The sequence below is a fragment of the Sphingobium sp. MP9-4 genome (assembly GCF_005281675.1).
Classification (GTDB): Bacteria; Pseudomonadota; Alphaproteobacteria; order Sphingomonadales; family Sphingomonadaceae; genus Sphingobium; species Sphingobium yanoikuyae.
This window is the reverse complement of the sequence record NZ_LUFI01000021.1, coordinates 72,209-90,963: the sequence shown is the minus strand read 5'-3', so window position 1 is coordinate 90,963 and position 18,755 is coordinate 72,209. Positions and strand designations below refer to the sequence as shown.

The 18,755-nt window shown below is 65.9% G+C and carries 12 protein-coding genes; 7 read left to right on the top strand and 5 right to left on the bottom strand.

What is annotated here, in order from left to right; translation table 11 throughout:
- Nucleotides 1-66 precede the first annotated feature (66 nt).
- Both A0U87_RS05280 and A0U87_RS05275 read right to left on the bottom strand, forming a co-directional pair.
- Nucleotides 67-2,760, bottom strand: a complete 2,694-nt coding sequence (locus A0U87_RS05280) for a TonB-dependent receptor (protein ID WP_048938464.1) — start codon at nt 2,758-2,760, stop codon at nt 67-69.
- Between the two features lie 73 nt (nt 2,761-2,833).
- Nucleotides 2,834-4,468, bottom strand: coding sequence for a serine hydrolase domain-containing protein (locus A0U87_RS05275; RefSeq protein WP_048938465.1), 1,635 nt, complete (start codon nt 4,466-4,468; stop codon nt 2,834-2,836).
- A 280-nt stretch (nt 4,469-4,748) separates the two neighbouring features.
- Here A0U87_RS05275 and A0U87_RS05270 point away from each other — a divergent pair, with 280 nt between their 5' ends.
- From A0U87_RS05270 to A0U87_RS05260, 4 genes are all read left to right on the top strand, one after another.
- Nucleotides 4,749-5,414 carry a response regulator transcription factor gene (locus A0U87_RS05270; protein ID WP_010338501.1) on the top strand — a complete coding sequence of 222 codons (666 nt, stop codon included), beginning with the start codon at nt 4,749-4,751 and terminating at the stop codon, nt 5,412-5,414.
- Between the two features lie 27 nt (nt 5,415-5,441).
- Entirely contained in the window at nt 5,442-5,618 is a 177-nt protein-coding gene (locus tag A0U87_RS26640) for a hypothetical protein (protein WP_240700505.1), read from the top strand.
- Nucleotides 5,578-6,933: a HAMP domain-containing sensor histidine kinase gene (locus tag A0U87_RS05265; RefSeq protein ID WP_240700504.1), complete on the top strand. Its 1,356-nt coding sequence runs from the start codon at nt 5,578-5,580 to the stop codon at nt 6,931-6,933. Before A0U87_RS26640 ends, A0U87_RS05265 begins: the two co-directional genes overlap by 41 nt.
- Before the next feature lie 92 nt (nt 6,934-7,025).
- Nucleotides 7,026-8,450 carry a CapA family protein gene (locus A0U87_RS05260; protein WP_048938467.1) on the top strand — a complete coding sequence of 475 codons (1,425 nt, stop codon included), beginning with the start codon at nt 7,026-7,028 and terminating at the stop codon, nt 8,448-8,450.
- Nucleotides 8,451-8,501: 51 nt separating this feature from the next.
- Here A0U87_RS05260 and A0U87_RS05255 read toward each other — a convergent pair whose 3' ends face one another.
- From A0U87_RS05255 to A0U87_RS05245, 3 genes are read right to left on the bottom strand one after another with little or no spacing between them, the layout of a single operon-like run.
- Nucleotides 8,502-11,945 carry an SbcC/MukB-like Walker B domain-containing protein gene (locus tag A0U87_RS05255; protein ID WP_137405273.1) on the bottom strand — a complete coding sequence of 1,148 codons (3,444 nt, stop codon included), beginning with the start codon at nt 11,943-11,945 and terminating at the stop codon, nt 8,502-8,504.
- Entirely contained in the window at nt 11,942-12,610 is a 669-nt protein-coding gene (locus tag A0U87_RS05250) for a DUF4194 domain-containing protein (RefSeq protein ID WP_048938469.1), read from the bottom strand. Before A0U87_RS05250 ends, A0U87_RS05255 begins: the two co-directional genes overlap by 4 nt.
- Nucleotides 12,600-14,129, bottom strand: coding sequence for a Wadjet anti-phage system protein JetA family protein (locus tag A0U87_RS05245; protein WP_122928252.1), 1,530 nt, complete (start codon nt 14,127-14,129; stop codon nt 12,600-12,602). The genes A0U87_RS05250 and A0U87_RS05245 overlap by 11 nt, the downstream gene beginning before the upstream one ends.
- 513 nt (nt 14,130-14,642) lie before the next feature.
- Between A0U87_RS05245 and A0U87_RS05240 the strand changes: the two genes are divergently transcribed.
- From A0U87_RS05240 to A0U87_RS05230, 3 genes are read left to right on the top strand one after another with little or no spacing between them, the layout of a single operon-like run.
- On the top strand, nt 14,643-14,963 hold the full coding sequence (locus tag A0U87_RS05240; protein WP_010338507.1) for a hypothetical protein: 321 nt from the start codon (nt 14,643-14,645) through the stop codon (nt 14,961-14,963).
- Nucleotides 14,960-17,797: a response regulator gene (locus A0U87_RS05235; protein WP_048938472.1), complete on the top strand. Its 2,838-nt coding sequence runs from the start codon at nt 14,960-14,962 to the stop codon at nt 17,795-17,797. Before A0U87_RS05240 ends, A0U87_RS05235 begins: the two co-directional genes overlap by 4 nt.
- A complete protein-coding gene (locus A0U87_RS05230; RefSeq protein ID WP_037507622.1) occupies nt 17,794-18,738 on the top strand; it encodes a diguanylate cyclase in 945 nt (314 codons plus the stop codon). Before A0U87_RS05235 ends, A0U87_RS05230 begins: the two co-directional genes overlap by 4 nt.
- The last annotated feature ends 17 nt before the right edge of the window (nt 18,739-18,755 follow it).

The following is an 18,755-nucleotide window of genomic DNA, read 5'->3' as shown; positions in this document are numbered from 1 at the left end:
AGGCGGGTTTTCAATGTGCGCGGGCAGGGGGCAAGGGGTTGCCCGCGCACATCGATCAGCCAGGGATCAGAAGCGAACCTTGGCACCGACCGTCATGTAACGGCCGATCGTGTCATAATGGATCGCGCCATAGGTGGTCAGCGGCGGATCGCGGTCGAACAGGTTGTTGACGTTGGCGAACAGGGTAAACTTGTCGACATTCACCTGGGCACCGAGGTCGACATAGACGCGGGCGGCGATGTCGTTGTTGGCGATATCCAGCGCATGGTTGAACTTGCCGCCGCCGACATAGCGGACGCGGGCGTCGACCGAGACGTCCTGGCTGCTGTAGTTGATCGACCCGGTGGCGCGCCAGTGCGGCGTGCCGAAGCTGACATTGTCGCCCACGTCACCGGCGCGGTCGACGCTGGTCATGCCGTCGTTGATCAGCACCTTGTCGACATAGGTGGCGAGGCCCCGGAAGCGCATCGTGCCGCCCAGGCCGCCACTCACCTTGCTCAGCGGCAGGGTGTAGCTGGCCTCGATATCCACGCCGGCGGTCTTGTACTCGGCCAGGTTGATATAGGTGGTGTAGATGGTGGTCGGTGCACCCGAGCTGTCCCGCACGATCTGGCTGCACAGGTCGGTATTGCCGTTGGCGCAACCGCTGATGACGTCCTGCGCGCCCAGCGAGGTGATCGCGTCCTTGAGCTTGATGTTGTAATAGTCGACCGACAGGTTGAAGCCCGGCAGGAAGGTCGGCGTGAACACCGCGCCGGCGGTCAGCGTGCTGCCGATTTCGGGCTTCAGGTTCGCATTGCCGCCGCCATAGCGGGTGATCGAGTAGGTGCTGCCATTTTCCGCGACCGTGGTGAAGCTGGTCGTGGTGGTGGTGTAGAGTTCCGCCAGGCTGCCCGAGCGGATGTCACGCGAACGCGACACGCGCAGCAGCAGATTGTCGAAGATGCGATCGGTCACACCCAGCTTCCACGACCAGATGCCACCGCTGGTGCTGTAGCGGCTGTAGCGGGCCGCACCGTTGACATCGAGCTTGCTGAACGGCTGGTCGAGCAGCGGGATGGCGACTTCGCCGAACGCTTCCTGGACGTTGAACCCGCCGTCGAGCGGCGAGAAGTTGAAGCGGCTGAAGCCCTTGGCGGCCGAGGTGGCGTCGAGGCTGTTGGTGACCTGCTCTTCCCAGCGGGCTTCCGCACCGAAGGCGACCGAAACCGGGCCGGCCCAGGTGGAGAAGGGATCGCCGCGCAGGCTGGCGCCGGCGCTGTCGAGCTTGGTGGTGTAGACGACGCGGGCGACATTGCCGAACACATAGTCGATCGCGTCCTGGCTGGCGGCGCCTTCGCCCAGTATGTTGAGCGGGCGGCAGGCGGTCGTCGGATCGGTGAGCGCCGTGCGGCAGACGATATTGCCGCTGCTGTCGGTCACGGCATCCAGCGCGGCGGTCAGGTTCGCGCCGGTGATCTGGTTGTCATAGCTCTGCATGTTGCGGTTTTCGCCATGGCTGTAATAGGCCGAATAGCGCCATTTGCCGTCCGCGAAGCTGCCGTCGACGCCGATCGCGCCTTCCACATTCTGGCGATAATAGCCGAAGGTGCGATAGCCATAATCCTCGAAGAAGCGGCCAACCTTGATGCTGGTCTCGCCGGCGGCGGCGAGCTGATCGCGGATCGACTGCGACAGATAGGGATTGCTGGCCGACAGGGTGTAGGTGCCGTTTTCCGCATAGAAGGGATATTTGGCCCAGATGCGGCTGTAGCTGCCGTCCGCCCAGAAGGTGGCGTCGCCAACCTCGAAGCTGGCGCGGGCATAGCTGTTGACACGCTGATAGGGGTTGGTCAGCGCATATTCGTCGTTGGTGGCCACGCCTTCGCCGCCGACCATGGTCGAACCGCTGATCTGGCTGCCATATTGGAAGGCGCGCAGCGTGCCGTCCGAGTTGAAGGTCTGGCCCTTGAGCGTGCCCGAGGTGATCAGGCCGCCGAGGCTGGTGGTCGAGCTGTTGACGTCGCGCACCAGGATATAGTCATGGTCGCCCGTGGTCGGCGAGAAGAGGTTGGCGCTGCCGACATTCTTGCGCGAATTGCGGTCCAGAATGCCCTCGTCATTCTGATATTCGGCGCCGATCATGAAGTGGCCGCGACCGTCGGCGAAATGGGTGCCGAAGGTGCCGTCGAAGCTGTAGCGATAGCCGTCGCCACGCGACGACACGCCGTTCTGCGCGCCGATGGTCAGGCCTTCCAGATCATCGTCGAGCATGATGTTGACGACGCCGCCGATCGCGCCCGAGCCCCAGGCTGCGCTGGCGCCGCCGGTGACGATCTCGACCCGCTTCACCAGGCCCTGCGGCACGGTGTTGAGGTCCGACGAGCCGGTGAAGCGGCGGTTGTTGAGCAGGGTCAGGGTGCGGGTGACGCCGAGGCCGCGAAGGTCCATCGCCGACGAGGAGGAGTTGGTGTTGGCGACAGTGCTGGCCGGCGACTGGGTCGCGCGGAACTGCGGCAGGTCGTTCAGCACCTGCGCGATGCTGGGACGGGCGCCCTGGCGCAGTTCGCTTTCGCCCACGACGGTGGTCGGGGTCGGCGCGTCGAAGCCCTTGCGGTCGATGCGCGAACCGGTGACGACGATCGAACCGGCGTCATCGTCGGCGGCGGGCGTGCTGTCCTGTGCCATGGCGACCTGCGCCGAGGCGAGCGACAGGACCAGGGCGGCCCCGGCGCTGCCCGCCATCAGCAGGCGGCGAAATCCAGTGTCTTCAATACGCATTTCCAATAGTCCCCTTTTGCTCTTGCTTATGTTGTGGCCGCGACCCGAGCGGCTCTTGTGTGATGACTGAAAATCAGTCGGCGACGCGGCGGAAGGCGACGTCGTAGGCACGCCCTTCGCCAAAGCGCAGCGCGGTGACCGCGCCCGATGCGTCGCGTTCGAACTTGACGGTGATGCGGCCGGCGCCCGGCGCGGCTTCGCCGGTGAAGACGTCGGCATAAGCAGGGCTGAGCGTCGTGTTGTACCAGCGCGGGCCGCTATAGGTCAGCGTGTCGCCCTGCTGCTTGAAGCTGAGGCAGGCGAAGGTGTCGACGCCGCAGAAACGGCCGACATAGGGCTTGGCGTCGAAACTGGTGACGGCATCGACCTTGCGATAGGCGATCTTCTCGCCCTCGCGATGTTCCAGCGTCAGGCCGGTCTTGCCAAAGGCGAAGATATCCTCGCGTTGCGCCCAGCGGCCCGGACCCACCGGGGTCAGCACCCGGCCGTCGGCGCGCAGATTGCCCTTGTCGTCGCTGTCGAAGCGGACCGGGAAGCCGGTCATGCTGTCGGCATAGGTGCCCGAGGGCAGCGGCCCCTTGGGCGTATAGACCTTGGCCTTGTAGGCGGGCAGGAAGATGTCGGCGACATCGCGGCCCAGCACCGGCGTATCGGCATTGCCGGTATTGCAGAGCAGCGACACGGCGAGCTTCTGCTGCGGATAGCGGGCCATCCAGGCGCGGTAGCCGCCGGTCGAACCGCTGTGGCTGACTTCCTGCTGGCCATGATGGTCGAGATTCACCAGCGCCAGCGCATAGGCGATCGGCGTGCCGTCATTCAGCTTGGTCGGCGTCTGCATTTCGGCGGTGAAGCCGGTGCCGAACGTGTCGGCGTCGAGCGCCGCCTGCCACTTCACCAGATCGCCGACCGTCGTCAGCAGGCCGCCATTGCCATAGGCGTCCTCGATCACCTGGTCGTTGCGATAGACGCCATCGTCGAATTCATAGGCGCCGGTGCGGCCGGGCACGACATCGCCATGGTCGTCGCGCCAGCGTGTGTGGGTCATGCCCAGCGGCTTGAAGATATGATCCTGGGTGAAGTCGGCGAGCGACTGGCCGCTGACCCGCGCGACGATGATGGCGAGCAGGTTATAATTGCTGTTGCTGTAGAGATAATGGCTGCCGGGCGCGAAGTTCAGTTCCTTCTGGCGCGCGACGATGTTCAGCATGTCCTGATTGTCGGCGGTGCGGCTGTTGCGCGGCCAGCCCTCGATCGCGGCGACCGAGCCCCAGTCGCGCAGGCCGCTGGTGTGGTGCAGCAGGTGGCGGATCGTGACCGGGGTGCCGTAATCGGGCATTTCCGGCACGACCTTGCGGATGTCATCGTCCAGCGACAGCTTGCCGGCATGGGCCAGCATCAGGGTCGCGGCGGCGGTGAACTGCTTGGAGTCCGATCCGGCCTCGAAGATGCTGTCCGGGGTGAGGGGGACGCCCAGTTCCAGGCTGGCCATGCCATAGGCGCGGGTGGCGATCGCCTGGCCATTGCGCGAGACGGCGACGGCGCAGCCGGGGGCGGTCTTGCTGTTCCAGCGCGCGAACAGCGCGTCGAGGCGGGCGAGCGACGCAGCATCAGCCGGGGCCGGGCTGGCCGATTGCGCCATGGCGGCAGCGGGCAGTGCCGCAGCCATGCAGATGAGCGCCCCCGCGAGCGAGGACCGAACGGTCGTCATATCTATTTTCCCCTTGTGCGCCCGAAGCGCTCTTGCCGCGCTGCGATCTGTTTTTTTCCGGCGGCGCGTACGGCGGAAAATCCGTCGTCGTCCGTCTTTCCTGGCGAGTCCTAACCGGAGTCGCTGTCACGAACCTGACACAGAGAGGGGTGAGGCGGCCGATCTTGCAATCAACGGCAAGATAAGGGCTTTTTATTTGGTATTTGCATTCCTGCTGCGGATGCGTATCGCAATTTAATGTCGATCGAGGGTGCCTGCCGGGATCGGTAGGAGTGCTGTAATGCGTTTGTTGCTGGTGGAAGATGATGAGCGTCTGGCGCGGGGGATCATGGCCTCGCTGGAAGGCGCGGGCTTTGCCGTCGACATATTGACCAGCGGCGAGGATGCGCTGCGGCTGGCCGATCAGGAACCCTATAGCGCGATCATCCTGGACCTGGGCCTGCCCGATCTGGACGGCCTGGAAGTGCTGAGCCGGCTGCGCGCGCGCGGCGCGCGGACGCCGATCATCATCCTGACCGCACGTGACATGATCGACGACCGGATCAATGGTCTGGATCGCGGCGCCGACGATTATATGGCCAAGCCGTTCGATCCGCGCGAACTGGAATCGAGGGTCCGCGCGCTGGTGCGGCGCAGCCAGGGCACGCTCGATCCGGTGCTGCGCATCGGCACGCTGACCTTCGACCGGTCTAGCCGCACCGTCTATCTGGAAGGCAGCATGATCGACCTGCGCCGGCGCGAACTGGCGGTGCTGGAAACGCTGATGGGCCGGCCGGGCAAGGTGGTGGCCAAGGAAAGGCTGTCGGCCGAAGTGTTCAACTTCGACGACGCGGTCACGCCCAATGCGCTGGAAGTCTATGTCGGCCGTCTGCGCCGCAAGTTGCAGCCGTCAGGTCCGTCGATCCGCACGATCCGCGGCCTGGGCTATATGATCGAAGCGGCCTGAGCGCCGGACTGATTGACCGCATCCGTCATGCGCAAATTGCCTTCCTCGCTGCGGCTGCGCCTGACCGGCGCGGTGATGATGCCGCTGACGGCGCTGGTGCTGGTCTTTTCCGTCATCACCGCACTGGTCAATCACAATACCGAGGCGGGACACGGTCGACCGGGTGCTGGTGGGGTCGGTCCGCACGCTCAGCCTTGCCTATAACAGCCCGCCCGCCGACCAGAAGCGGCTGGTGCCGCTGGTCATCCACCTGCTCCAGCGCCGCGCCCGGCCGGTGGTCCATTACAGCGTCTATCGCGGCGACAGGCTGGTCGCCGGCGATCCCAGCCTGAAGCCGCCTGCCGACTATCGCGCGGACTGGGATGGCGTGACCGATCGCCATCCGCCCGCGACCTTCAAGAATGCCTATCGCAAGACGCCGCTGGTGCGCGGTTATCTCGATCCGGCGGACGCCCATTATGTCACCCAGGCGGCCTATCTGCGCAGCGGCACGCTGCACGGCAAGCCGGTGCGGATCGCGACCGAGATGCGCCGCGCCTATGGTGATGACAGGCTGATCGCGATCCAGATTGCCGACTATCTGGATGATCGGTCCGCCTATGAGCGGCTGTTCCTGCGCCAGGTGCTGCTGGTCGGCGTCGCGGTGCTGCTGGTCACCGGGCTGCTCTTCTGGTGGGCGATCCGCTGGGGGCTGCGGCCGCTGTCGGACCTGACGGGGCAGGTGGAGGCCGCCCGGCGCGAGGCGTCGCCGGCTTTCCGCATGGAAATGGCGGACGCCACGCCGGTCGAGATCAAGCCGTTCGTCGCGGCCTTCAACGGGCTGATGGCGCGGCTGGAGCGGGCGACCAATTCGCTGCGGCAGTTCACCTCCAACGCCTCGCACCAGATGCGCACGCCGCTCGCCGTGGCGCGGGTCCATCTCGACGTGCTCGATCGCTATGGCGCGGCCTCGCCACAGGGCAAGGCGGCGTTGCAGGATATTCCCCACGCCATCGACAGCCTGGAGCAATTGCTGCGCCAGTTGATCGCGCTCGCCCGCAGCGAGGAGGATGGCGACATGCGCATGGGGCCGTTCGACCTGTCCGAAGTTGCCGCGGACGTGATCGCCGATCGCGCCGCCCAGGCGCCGGCCGATATCGAAATCGGCTATGACAAGGCGATGGTCGGTCCGGCCATGGCAGTCGGCCAGCCGGGGCTGGCGGCGGAGCTGATCGGCAATCTGCTCGACAATGCGATCCGCTACAATCGGCCGGGCGGCACGGTCACCGTCCATCTCTATCGCCGTGACGGGCAGGCGATGGTCGACATCGACGATGATGGTCCGGGCATTCCCGAGGCTCAGCGTGAGAAGGTGTGGGACCGCTTCTATCGGATGCCGGGCAACAGCGCGACGCCGGGCACCGGCCTTGGCCTGCCGATCGCCCGCGCGCTCGCCGACCGGATGGGGGCGCAGATCAGCCTGGCAGACGGCCGGACCGGCCGGGGGCTGTGCGTCACCATCGCGTTTCGCGCCGAATAGCGCCACCGAACAGAAAAGCCTGTCCCGGCGACAGGTTCATGTCAGCCCGACCGGCTATCCCCGACACAAAGTTACAAAGGGGAAGTCCGTTGATGCTGTCCAAGATTCTTCGCCGCCGCGCGGTGCGCGGCCTGTCGCTGGCCGGCGCCGCGCTGATGCTGACCGCGCCGATCGCAGCCCATGCCGAGGAAGAGGAAAGCGGTGGCCAGCTGTCGACCAGCCGCGTGCCGACCAGCCCGATCGCCGGTGATTTCAGTTTCGCGGCGGTGGGCGACCTCATCTATCTGCGGCCGATGCTGGCGACGATCGAGCAGCAGTCGCCCGACATGCTGCGCATCCTGCGCGGCGCGGACGTGACCTTCGGCAATTTCGAGACGACCGCGCTCGACCTCAAGACCTTCAAGGGCTCGCCTCAGGCGGAGTCGGGCGGCACCTGGATGCTGGCCGATCCCGCCGTCCCGGCCGATGTGGCGAAGATGGGCATCGACATTGTCGGCCATGCCAACAACCACGCCACCGACTGGGGCGTGGAGGGGCTGTATGATACGCTGGCGCTGCTCGACGGCGCCCATATCGTCCATGCCGGCACCGGCCGTTCGATGACCGCGGCCCGCGCCCCGGCCTATTATGACGGGCCGCATGGCCGCGTCGGGCTGGTGTCGGCCACCACCAGCTTCACGCCGATGTCGCCGGCCTCCGATCCGCTGGGCCAGGTGCCCGGCCGTGGTGGCGCCAACACCATCCGCAGCATCGAGGTCGGCCTGGTGTCCGACACCGATCTGGCGACGATCGCCCGGCTGGCGGGCACCAAGGCCGGTGCGCCGGTCAAGATGAAGGGCCGCGAATATCGGGCGACGACAACCCCGACCGCACCGATGACGATCGAATATGATCTCAATGCCAAGGATGTTGCCGCCAACATGCTGGCCGTGCGCCAGGCCAAGCAGAATGGCAATTTCGCTGTCTTCTCGTTGCATAATCATGAGCCCGGCAATGCCAGCCAGACGCCCGCCAATTTCGCCCAGGGCTTGGCCCATCAGGCGATCGATGCCGGCGCGGATGCCTATGTCGGCCATGGCCCCCACCAGCTGCGCGGGATCGAGATCTACAAGGGCAAGCCGATCTTCTATTCGCTCGGCAACTTCGCGATGATGAACAACAGCCTGGATGACCTGCCGGCCGACATGTACGACCAGTTCGGCATCGCGCCGGGCAGCGTGACCGCGCCCGAGCTGCTGCAGGCGCGCGGCGCGAAGGAATTTGGCGATCCCAACCTCTATGAAACGGTGATCGCGGTCAGCCATTACAAGGATGGGCAGCTGAGTGAAATCCGCCTCTATCCCGTCGACCTGGGCGTCAATGCGACGGGCGCGGGCAAGGGCGTGCCGCACCTGGCCGACGCCACCACCGGTGCGCGCATCCTGGAACGGCTGCAGCGCCTGTCCGTGCCGTTCGGCACGAAGATCGAGACGGTCAAGGGCGTGGGCGTGATCCGCGTGGCGGCGACCCGCCCCTGATCGAATGGCGGCTTCAGGGGCGCGGGACGGCGCCCCTGAAGCCGGTCTTTCCTATTCCGTGCTGTCCAGCGCGAAGAGATCGAGCCGTTCGGCCAGCGCGGCATCGTCCAGATGCTGCGGGTTGGCGGCGCGCATCTGGGTGCGGGCATGGGGCTTGATGCGGACGGCTTCGGCGCTGGCATTGTCGCCATGGCGGAACACGTCGATCACGCTGTCGAGATTTTCATAGACGACCGCGCGCTTTTCCGATGGCGCAGCGATCACCACCTGCAGCCCGATATCGTCGTAAAATTCGAGCAGGGTGCGCTGGTTGGGGCCGTCCATCTTGCTGAACGCCTCGTCGAACACGGCAAGGCCCAGACCCAGTTCCGACCGCTCATATTGCCGGCGCGCGCCATGATAGATGCTGGCCAGCGCCGCGCCGATCACCACATAATAGGGCACTTGCCGCTCCGCGCCGCTCGCCGTGCCCTTGCGCTTGTCATAGCTGGTGGTGCGGCCCTTGTTCACATCCTCCATGCGCAGGTCGAAGGTGAAATAGTTGCGGTAATCCTGGTAGGCCGAGAAATCGAGGGACTCGTCGCTCAGCAGCCGTTCGACCTCCGCCAGCGCCTGGGCATGTTCGGCGTCGCGCGGGGCGGCCCGGCCAAAGAGGGCGTCGAAGGTCAGTTCGTCATGCTCGCTCTCGCGCGCCAGCCGGTGGAGCGCTGCAAATTCCTCCTTGGGACGGGCATGGAGCGTGTAGATCTCGCCATGGAGCGGCCGCATCCGCAGCGCGCGGGTGAGGTTGTCCAGCTCCGAACGCAGATCGTTGAAGCGGGCGTTCAGCTCATGGATGAAGGCGGTGCGGAACAGCTGGCCGATCTGCTCGGCGGCTTCGTCGGCCTGGCGCCGATACTGGATCAGCTCATTTTCCTCCAGCGCCGCGATATTGGCGGCGAGCCAGGGCTTCACTTCGGTCGCGATCGCGCCGGGCAGGGCAATGGGCGCGCTATTGTCGAAATCGGCGCGGTAATGGCCCAGCGTCTCGCGAATTTCGCCCTGCAACGCCTGATAGGCGTCGCGGGCCTCGTCCGCGCGCTTCATCATCTCCTGCACCAGTCGGGGCAGGGGACGTCCGCGCTGCTGGCGATAGGCCTCGCGCAGGATCGAAAGGCTGGCCGATGAGCGCACCCGATCCTTGAACAGGGCGCGCCGCGAGCGCAGGCAGAGCCAGGAGCCGGGCTGGGCATCGCCCGCATCCAGCCGCCGCTGGATTTCGATCCTGGCCTGTCCAAGCTGGCCGCGCCGTCCGATCAGTTCTTCCTTTTCCTCGGTAGCGCTGCGCAGTTGCAGCTTCACCTTGTCCAGATTGTGCTGGATCGCCGGATCGACCGTCATCGCGATCTTGTCGATCCGGTGCTGCAATTCGGTGCGGCTTTCCTCATGCTGGTCGATCGCGGCGACCAGCAGGTCGAGCCGGTCGGCCGGATCGACATCGGCCATCAGCGGCAGCAGCTTGCGATGAATATCATCGTGGAACCGCTCGGTTTCGGCATGGACGGCGATCAGCGCCTGCCGATCCTCGATCCGGGCAAGCAGTTCGGCCTCCATCAGCGGGGCTGCGGCCCGGCCGATCTTGAGGTCGCGGGTGCGCAGCACCTCAACCACGATGCCACTATTATAGGCGCCATCGCGCATGATCGCGCGGCCGCCCGCCAGCAATTCCGCCTGGGTGCCGGCGAGGCGCACCTGGCCGGTGCGGAAGCGCAGGAAGGCGATCGCCAATGGGTCGTCGCTGGCAAAGACGGTGGCGAGGGAATCGGTGTCGAAGCCGGGCGGCTGTTCGGCGAGGCGGCGGCTGTTGATGACCCGGCATCCGCGGAAGCCGTCACGGTTGGCGCGCACGATCTCGACCGCGCGGGACGCATGTTCGGGATCGACCAGGATCGCCTCGCGGTCGCGCCCAAGCAGGGCCTCGGCCGCTTCGCGCCATTGCGGATCGACGATTTCGGCCACCTGACAGAGCGTGCGCGGGCGCATATTCTCCCGCTCCAGCGCTGCCATCAGGCGGATGGTGCGATCATCCAGGCTCACCTGGCCGGCGCGCGCCTTGTCGCGGCGCGCGACCAGATCGGCCAGTTCGTCCTGCAGGCCACGCCGCTGGGCGATCGCCTGGTCGCGCCGTTCCTGGATCTTGGCGACGCTATCGATGGCGCTGCGGCGGGCGGTGGCGATCAGATACTCCATCGCCAGCGGATCGCGCGGCCATGTCGGCGGCTCCAGCCCGTCGCTCTGCTGCCGCAGCGCCTCCAGCGCCTGGAACAGGGCGCCGAGCTTCAGGGGGGCAAGCCGCTCGCGATGGTCGAGCAGGCTGGCGCCGAGCGCGGCCGCGCGGAAGCGGGCTTCGAGCCGTTGCACGACGCCGGTGCGGGCCAGGTCCACGGCCTTGAGTTCGCTGGCGACCACGGCACGCTTGCCGGCAGCACCCTCCGCCACGGACTGGGCGAGCAGGCTGTCCTGCCGATCGCCCAGTGCCGCGATCTCCGCATCGCAGCGGCCGATGTCTTGCTGGATGTCGTCCAGTTCCGCCAGCGTGTCGCGCCGTTCGCGCAGATTGGCGATCAACGCGGCGCCCGCCTCGATCATGGCGGCGAGGCGGGCGGTGCCGCGGGCGACATCCTCCCGCTCCAGCAAGGTGACGAAGCGCGACACGAGTTCGGCCAGCGCCCGCAGCGCGTCGAGCCGCCGTTCCAGCTCATGCACATCCTTCTGGATGTCGCGATAGCGCTGGATGCCCTCGCGCAGTTCGCCGATGTCGATGTCGTTCCGGGCGAGCAGGAAATTATGCACGAAGCCCTCGACCGAGCGCATATCCTCGAACGACAGGGCCATGACGAAGGCGCGGATGAAGCGATCCGGATCGCTGTGGCGCCGGCCGGTGAACAGCTGGCGCATATATTCGCGGATATGGTTGCGCGGGCCGTCGGGGCGAATGAGCTGGGTGCCGGCCGCTGCGCAGGCCTGCTCCAGCCGTTCGCGCACCAGGCTCCAGGGCGCCGAGCGCTGCTGCCCGCCATCCAGATGCTCGATCAGCAGGTCGGTATCCACTCGCACGCCGGGCGCGATATAGCGGCCGACCACCTGTGCATCCTCGATCGCGGACGCCTCGACGCACAGGCCCACACTCACCGGTGGGCGCATGCCGTCGGGGTCGTCGAACGTCAGCACGATGTGGGTGACGGATTCCTGGCGCAGAAATTCATGTTCGTTGAGCTGGCCGAGGCAATAGCCGCGCAGAGTGCGTTCCGACTTGCGGCTGCCGGTTTCGCCGGCGGAACGATTGAACTGATACCAGCGCCGCGAACCGCCGGTCATCACCGCCTGGATGAGGTCGATCAGCGTCGACTTGCCGGAGCGGTTCTGGCCCAGCACGGCGGTGTCGCCGCCGACGGCCAGGTTCTCGCGACCGAACAGATGCCATTGCACCAGTGCGATATGGGCAAGCTGCATCATGCGACCTCCTCCTCGTCGGCGTCATCCAGATCGATGACGGGCTCCTCCGTCTCGCTTTCCTGATAGTCGCCGCCGGCCAGCAATTGTTCGAGATGGGCCATGAACTCCTCGCCCGCGACGGTGGCGATCAGCGCGCGGATGGTGATCGGCATGTCCTCCATCTCGTCGTCGATGTCGCCCATATGGACGATCGCCCGGCGGTCGAGTGCGGTGACCAGTGCCTTGAACTCGTTGATGCCCAGCGTCGCGCGGCGGGCGCGGGCGACCATGTCCTGATAGGCGTCATAGGCGGCGTTGAGCGTCACCATCACGCTGCCATAGCGTTCGACATCGCCTTCCTGGATGCCTTCTTCCCACAATCGGCGGAACAGCAGCAGCACCAGCGTCTCGTCGATCCGCATGCGCGGATGGCCGATCTGTTCGGTGTCGGGCAGGATGCCGGCCCAGCCCTCGCTTTCGCGCACCACCAGCCGGTAGCCGGCGACTTCGAAATAATCCGCCACCAGCCGCTCGACCTCGGGGCGGAGCAGGACTTCGAGCAGCGCCGATGAGCCGCGATCCTGCACATGCAGGAACTGATGGCGCAGCAACTGGCTGATCGCCTGGGTCACGCGGTGCATCCGGCGCGGATCGCGCGCCTCCAGGGTCTGAAATTCACTGAGCATCTTGTATCTCTGGGGTCACGGCATCGCCGATGCGCGAGACGGTGAAGCCCGCGCAGTGCAGCCAGTCATTGTCGATGGTCGATCCGGTATCGACCGAGAAGCGGAAATGGGGCGCCAGATGGTTGGCGATGGTATTGCCCCGGCCGTCGGCATCGGCGGCCAGCACGGACAGGCGCAGCGCTTCGAGCGTCAGGAAATCATCGACCGTCTCGATCGCGAAGCGGCTGGCCTCGCCCGATCCGAAGGGCGCCACGCGCCGTTCGAGGAAGCGGCTCACCTGTTCGGGCGTGACGGCAAGGCGGGCCAGATAGTCCCGGTCCAGCCGCTTGCGCCATTCGCGCAGGGGATCGGGCGGCGGCAGGACCAGCAGGCCGCCCGAAACCGTCGAACGATAGGTGCGCGGCCGAGCAAGCAGGGCGGGGGACCAGTAGGACCGGCGCGGTTCCAGCAGACCGGACATGGACGGCGCCATATCCTGTCCATCCGTCCGGGCGAGCAGCCGATCGAGTTGCAGCAGCATCGGCTCGCTGCGCTGGAGGAAGCTGTTGCCGCGCCGTCCGGCATAGCGGACGGTGTTGCGCAGCCGCGTCTCCAGCCGGCTGCGATGCTGCTGGATGCGCTCGAAAGCCTCCTCTATCTGGTCGAACACGCGCCGCACCTTGTGCAGATCGTCATAGACCAGATCGCGGGCGGCAGACGGATCGGGCGCCAGTCGGGCCTCATTATAGGCTTCGGCGATGGCGGCGACGTCGGCGATCGAATCCTCGATCGCGTCCAGCGCGGTGAAGATGCGATGGCGGAAGCGATAGGGGTGGGAAGTGGTCGAGATGGCCGCATAATCCTGCAGCAGCAGCTTCTCGACGAAATCCTCGAAATAATGGCGCAGCCGGCGGCCGACGCTGTCGCTTTCCACCACCCGCTTGTCGATGTCGCGCAGCGCGCTCAGCACGCTGCGCAGATAGCGGCCGAAGCTGGCGGCGTCGCGCGCCGCCTTGTGCAGGCCGGGCGCATTTTCCCGCGCATTGCGCTGCAGGGCTTCCAGCTCGTTCTTCACCTGGATGACAAGGCCGCCAAGCTGGTCGGACAGGCCTTCGCGCAAGCTGCAGAGAAATTCGGCCAGGCGCATGGCGCCGGCCGGCATGTCGACCGTGACCTTCAGGCCATAGCGGCTTTCCTCGATCCAGCCGGTTGCCTGCAGTCGGTTGTAGATATGCCGGGCGCGCATCATCGCCGCGCTGGTCGCCTGCGCGTCGGCGGCTTCCAGCTTGCGCCGGCGCACGCGGCGGCCCGGTCGCGCGGCCAGCTTGTCCAGCACCACCGGGCTTTCATCCTCGCGCCACAGCTCCGCATTGTCGCCCAGCAGCGTATAGATCAGCTGGACGACCTCGCCCTGGGTCGGGAAATGCAGGTCGGAACGGTAGAAGCCTTCATAGAGGCCGATCAGCACGCGCTCGTAGAGAAAGCGGTTCGACCCGGCGAACAGCGCGAAGATATCGGAATGGAGTTGGCCGAACAGCATCAGGCGGCACCATGCGCCGCCAGGCGGGACGCGCGATCGGGTGCGGTCGCGGCGATGGAGACATCGCCGGTGCGCTGATGGTCGGACAGGGACGGATGACGGGCAGGCTGGCGCATTGTCCTCGGCGATGCCGGAGAAGCGCCTCCAAGGGCCGGGCGCAGCGTTGCACACGACCATAGACAGGGGCTCGTCCGGCAAAAATATGGGTTCGGCCGGCGCAGATGCCATGTTCGGGCGAGCCGGGCAAGCCGATGCCGGAATTGCAGAAAAGAGCGCGCGGTTGACGTATAACTTGTAAATTATGCCGCCAATCCAAGCCCGTTTTCTGTAATTTCATATGTAAATATTGGCCATGTCGAGAAAGGCAGGCGATCATTTTGCGAACAGAACAGGCAAAGGCCTCTTAACCATTGTAAAATGCTTCCATGGCCTAATAATGCGATGGATGAGGCAGGGTTGCTCAAGGGTTTGAACCGTCCCGCGCGCGCGGGCAGCATGGACGCGTCCTGCGCCATGTCCGCCTATTTGCCTGCGGCTTTGCTGTTGCTGGCGGGGCTGGTCGGGCTGGCGGCCGCCTGGATCATGAGCGGCAGCGGTTCGGGCCGCTATCTGGTGATCGCGCCCTGGGGGGCGTCGCGGGCCGAGGCGATCAACCTGGTGCGGGCGGCCGACGGGGGGCTGGTCGGCATGGGGCGCCTGTCCAACATCATCATTGCCGGGTCGAACCGGCCGGATTTCGCGGCGGCGTTGCGCAGGGCGGGGGCCTGGGGCGTGATCGCGACGCCGTCGCGGATCGAATGCGGCGAACCATTGCCGGGGGGGCAGACATCATGATTATCGAGCTGGACAAGCTGCGTTTCCATTTCGGTCGCTTCCTCGTGCCGCTCTTCTGGGCGCATGTGCCGTTGCTGGCGACGGTGGCCCTGCTTACGGGCCATTCGCCGATCGCGGCGGCGCTGGGCGGCACATTGCTGGCGGGGGCCTATCATCTGACCTGGTGGCGCCAGGGGATCGCCCCTGCAACCCGCTATCTGTCCGCCGTCGCACTGATGGGCGAGCCGGCGATCCTGCTGTTCCTGCTGCGCGGCCATGCCTGGCAGATGGACATGCACATGTATTTCTTCGCCATGCTGGCGCTGACCATCGCCTGGTGCGACAAGCGCGCCATCCTGGCGGCGGCGACGGCGACGGCGCTGCATCATCTGCTGCTGCTCTATCTTCTGCCCTATGCGGTGTTTCCGGGGCAGGGCAATCTGGAACGGGTGCTGCTGCATGCCGGCATCGTCGCCTTCCAGACGGCGGTGCTGGTCTGGCTGAGCGACAAGCTGGTCGAGAGTTTCCAGCGCAACCAGAAGATGGGCGAGGAGATATTGGCCAAGAATCAGGCGCTGGAGGCACGGACCCGCGAGGCGGAGGAGGCCAATCGCGCGAAGAGCCTGTTCCTGGCCAATATGAGCCATGAAATCCGCACGCCGATGAATGCCATATTGGGCTTCTGCCATCTGGTCGCCCGGACCGACCTCGACCCCAAGCAGCAGGATTATATCGGCAAGATCAACCAGGCTGGCGTGTCGCTGCTGCGGCTGATCAACGACATCCTCGATTTTTCGAAAAATGAAGCGGGCAAGCTGACGCTGGAGGCGCATCCCTTCACCCTGCGCAGCGCGATCGAGAACCAGATCCAGCTGGTCGCGGCCAATGCCGAGGCGAAGCAGGTCAGGCTCGTCTCGCGGGTCGATGCCGATGTGCCCGAGCGGCTTATCGGCGACGAAATGCGCTTCTGCCAGGTGGTGCTCAACCTGATGAGCAATGCCGTCAAATTTTCCGAGGAAGGCACCGTCACCATCGGCCTGTCGGCGTCCGAGCAGAATGGCCGGGTGCGGCTGCAGCTGACGGTGCGCGACACCGGCATCGGCATGACGCCCGAGCAGCAGAAATCGCTGTTCCATTCCTTCACCCAGGCGGACAGTTCGACCACGCGGCGGTTCGGTGGCACCGGCCTTGGCCTCGCCATCTGTCGCCAGATCGTCGAGCAGATGGGCGGCGACATCGCGGTCGAAAGCGCACCCGGCCAGGGCAGCAGCTTCATCTGCCACATGCTGATGGATGCGGACGACCGGGCGATGGGGCTGGAAATGCCGATGTCGGCGCATGTCCGCCGGCTGCGCGTGCTGGCCGCCGACGACAATCCGGCGTCGCGCCAGATCATCCATGACGTCTTTGCCGGCTGGGGCATGGCGGTGGACCTGGTGGCGTCGGGCGGCGAGGCGATCGCCGCGATCGAACATGCCGACGAACGGGGCGAGCCCTATGACCTCGCCCTGCTCGACTGGAAGATGCCCGGCATGGACGGGATGGAAACAGTCGATGCGCTGCGCGCCAAAGCGCTGCGGCATCCCTGTCCCAAGGCGCTGATCATCACCGCCTATGGCGCCGACGATCTGTTGCAGGGTGTCGATACCGACAAGGTTGCCGCCTTCCTGACCAAGCCGGTCGTGCCCAAGATATTGCTGGATACGATCACCGAGATCTTCGCCGAGGAACATGCGCCCGTCGTTCATGTCGCCGCTTCGGCCACGCCCGCCCTGCCGATGGTGGCCGAGGCGCTGCGCGGGCTGCGCGTGCTGTTGGTCGAGGATAATGAGATCAACCGCGAGATTGCGGCCGAACTGCTGGACGATGCCGGGTTGAAGGTGGATTTCGCGGAAAATGGCCGCATCGCCTGCGACATGGTGCGCGAGAAGGGGGCCGGTTATGCCGCCGTGCTGATGGACGTGCAGATGCCCGAAATGGACGGCATCAGCGCCACCCGCATCATCCGCGAGCAATGGAACGCCGAGGATCTGCCGATCATCGCCATGACGGCCCATGCCTATGAGGAGGAAAAGCAGCGCTGCAAGGCCGCGGGCATGAACGATCATATCGCCAAGCCGGTAGAGCCGCCGGTGCTGGTCCGGGTGCTGGATCGCTGGCTGAAGGCGGGTCGAGTGACCACGCAAGTGGCGCCGACAGTGGCACCGCCGGTTGCCAGTTCGTCGCTGCCCGATCGGCTGCCGCCCTTCGACCTGCCCGCCGCACTGGCGCGGGTCAATGGCAAGACCGGGCTGCTGCGCAAGCTGATCGTCACCTTCGGTGACAGCTATGACCATGTTGGCCGGGATTTGCGGGCGCATTTGGCGGCAGGGTTGCTGCCCGATGCGCGGCGCCTGGCCCATAGCCTGAAGGGCGTGGCCGGATCGCTGGAACTGCCCGGCGTCCAGCAGATCGCGTCGGACATCGAACGGATGTTGGCGGCGGGCGAAACCGGGCCGGCGCTGGCCGCGATCGTTGATCTGGAGGTGGCGATAGCACCAGCGATCGCCGCCGCGCGCAGCCTGACGGCGGGGGCAGAGGCATCGGACGTTGCGATCGTCACCGTCCAGGATGATGACGCGGTCGAACAGGCGCGCACCGAGTTGCGCGGGCTGCTCGCGCGCCGGAGCCTCAGCGCCCGCGCCGGGTTCGAGCGGCTGGCGCAGGCAATGGGACTGACGCCCGATCAGCGCTCCGGCCATCCCGTTCAGCGGGCGCTGGAGCAACTGGATTATGAAACCGCCCTCGCGCTGATCGATGCGCCGGGCGCGGGCACAGCAGGCCGGTCGATCGATCCGGCAGGAGCGACATCATGAGCAAGGCCACCATCCTGATCGTCGATGACGAGATTTCGAACATCGAAATCATGAACGCCGTGCTGGAGGATGATTATGAGATCTGCTTCGCCACGTCGGGCCAGCAGGCGCTGGACATTGCACGCACGGTGCAGCCCGACCTGATCCTGCTGGATGTGCTGATGCCGGGCATCGACGGGTTCGAAGTCTGTCGCCAGATCAAGGCGGACATCATGCTGGTCGATATACCGATCATCTTCACCACCGGGCTTGGCGATACGGAAGATGAGATGCGCGGCCTGTCGCTGGGCGCGATCGACTATGTGACCAAGCCGATCCAGCCGGCGATATTGCGCGCGCGGGTCGGCAACCATGTCGAACTCAAGCGCCTGCGCGATCAGCTCGCGACGCTGGCCGTCACCGATGCGCTAACGGGCCTGAGCAATCGTCGCCACATGGAACGGTCGCTGCAGGCGGAAAGCGCGCGCTTGACCCGGACCGGGGAATGGATGTCGGTCATCATGCTCGACATCGATTTCTTCAAGCAGTTCAACGACACCTATGGCCATCCCGCCGGGGATCGCTGCATCGCGATGGTCGGCGCCGCACTGACCCGCGCGGTCAAGCGCGCGACCGACCTGCCGGCGCGCTATGGCGGCGAGGAGTTCGCCTGCATCCTGCCCGGCGCGGACCCCCAGGGGGCAGAACTGGTTGCGCAGGAAATCCGGCTGCAGATCCAGTCGCTCAACATTCCCCATGCCCAGTCGCAGGTCAGCCCCTTCATCACCGTCAGCATCGGCGTCGCCAGTGCCCGTTGCCATGCCGACCTGCCCGCCGAGCTGTGGATGGCGGAAGCCGATCGCCAGCTTTACGCCAGCAAGCAGCGCGGCCGCGATTGCATCACGACCACCCAGTTCGACGCGCAGACCTGCCATGGCTATTCCCTGGCAGCCAATGAATAGGCGCTGTTCAGAGTCGC

Coding starts and splice junctions, on each gene's coding strand:
- A0U87_RS05260 (WP_048938467.1), top strand. CDS start 7,026: ATGCTGTCCAAGATTCTTCGCCGCCGCGCGGTGCGCGGCCTGTCGCTG.
- A0U87_RS05275 (WP_048938465.1), bottom strand. CDS start 4,468: ATGACGACCGTTCGGTCCTCGCTCGCGGGGGCGCTCATCTGCATGGCT.
- A0U87_RS05255 (WP_137405273.1), bottom strand. CDS start 11,945: ATGATGCAGCTTGCCCATATCGCACTGGTGCAATGGCATCTGTTCGGT.
- A0U87_RS05230 (WP_037507622.1), top strand. CDS start 17,794: ATGAGCAAGGCCACCATCCTGATCGTCGATGACGAGATTTCGAACATC.
- A0U87_RS05250 (WP_048938469.1), bottom strand. CDS start 12,610: ATGCTCAGTGAATTTCAGACCCTGGAGGCGCGCGATCCGCGCCGGATG.
- A0U87_RS05245 (WP_122928252.1), bottom strand. CDS start 14,129: ATGCTGTTCGGCCAACTCCATTCCGATATCTTCGCGCTGTTCGCCGGG.
- A0U87_RS26640 (WP_240700505.1), top strand. CDS start 5,442: ATGCGCAAATTGCCTTCCTCGCTGCGGCTGCGCCTGACCGGCGCGGTG.
- A0U87_RS05235 (WP_048938472.1), top strand. CDS start 14,960: ATGATTATCGAGCTGGACAAGCTGCGTTTCCATTTCGGTCGCTTCCTC.
- A0U87_RS05240 (WP_010338507.1), top strand. CDS start 14,643: ATGTCCGCCTATTTGCCTGCGGCTTTGCTGTTGCTGGCGGGGCTGGTC.
- A0U87_RS05270 (WP_010338501.1), top strand. CDS start 4,749: ATGCGTTTGTTGCTGGTGGAAGATGATGAGCGTCTGGCGCGGGGGATC.
- A0U87_RS05280 (WP_048938464.1), bottom strand. CDS start 2,760: ATGCGTATTGAAGACACTGGATTTCGCCGCCTGCTGATGGCGGGCAGC.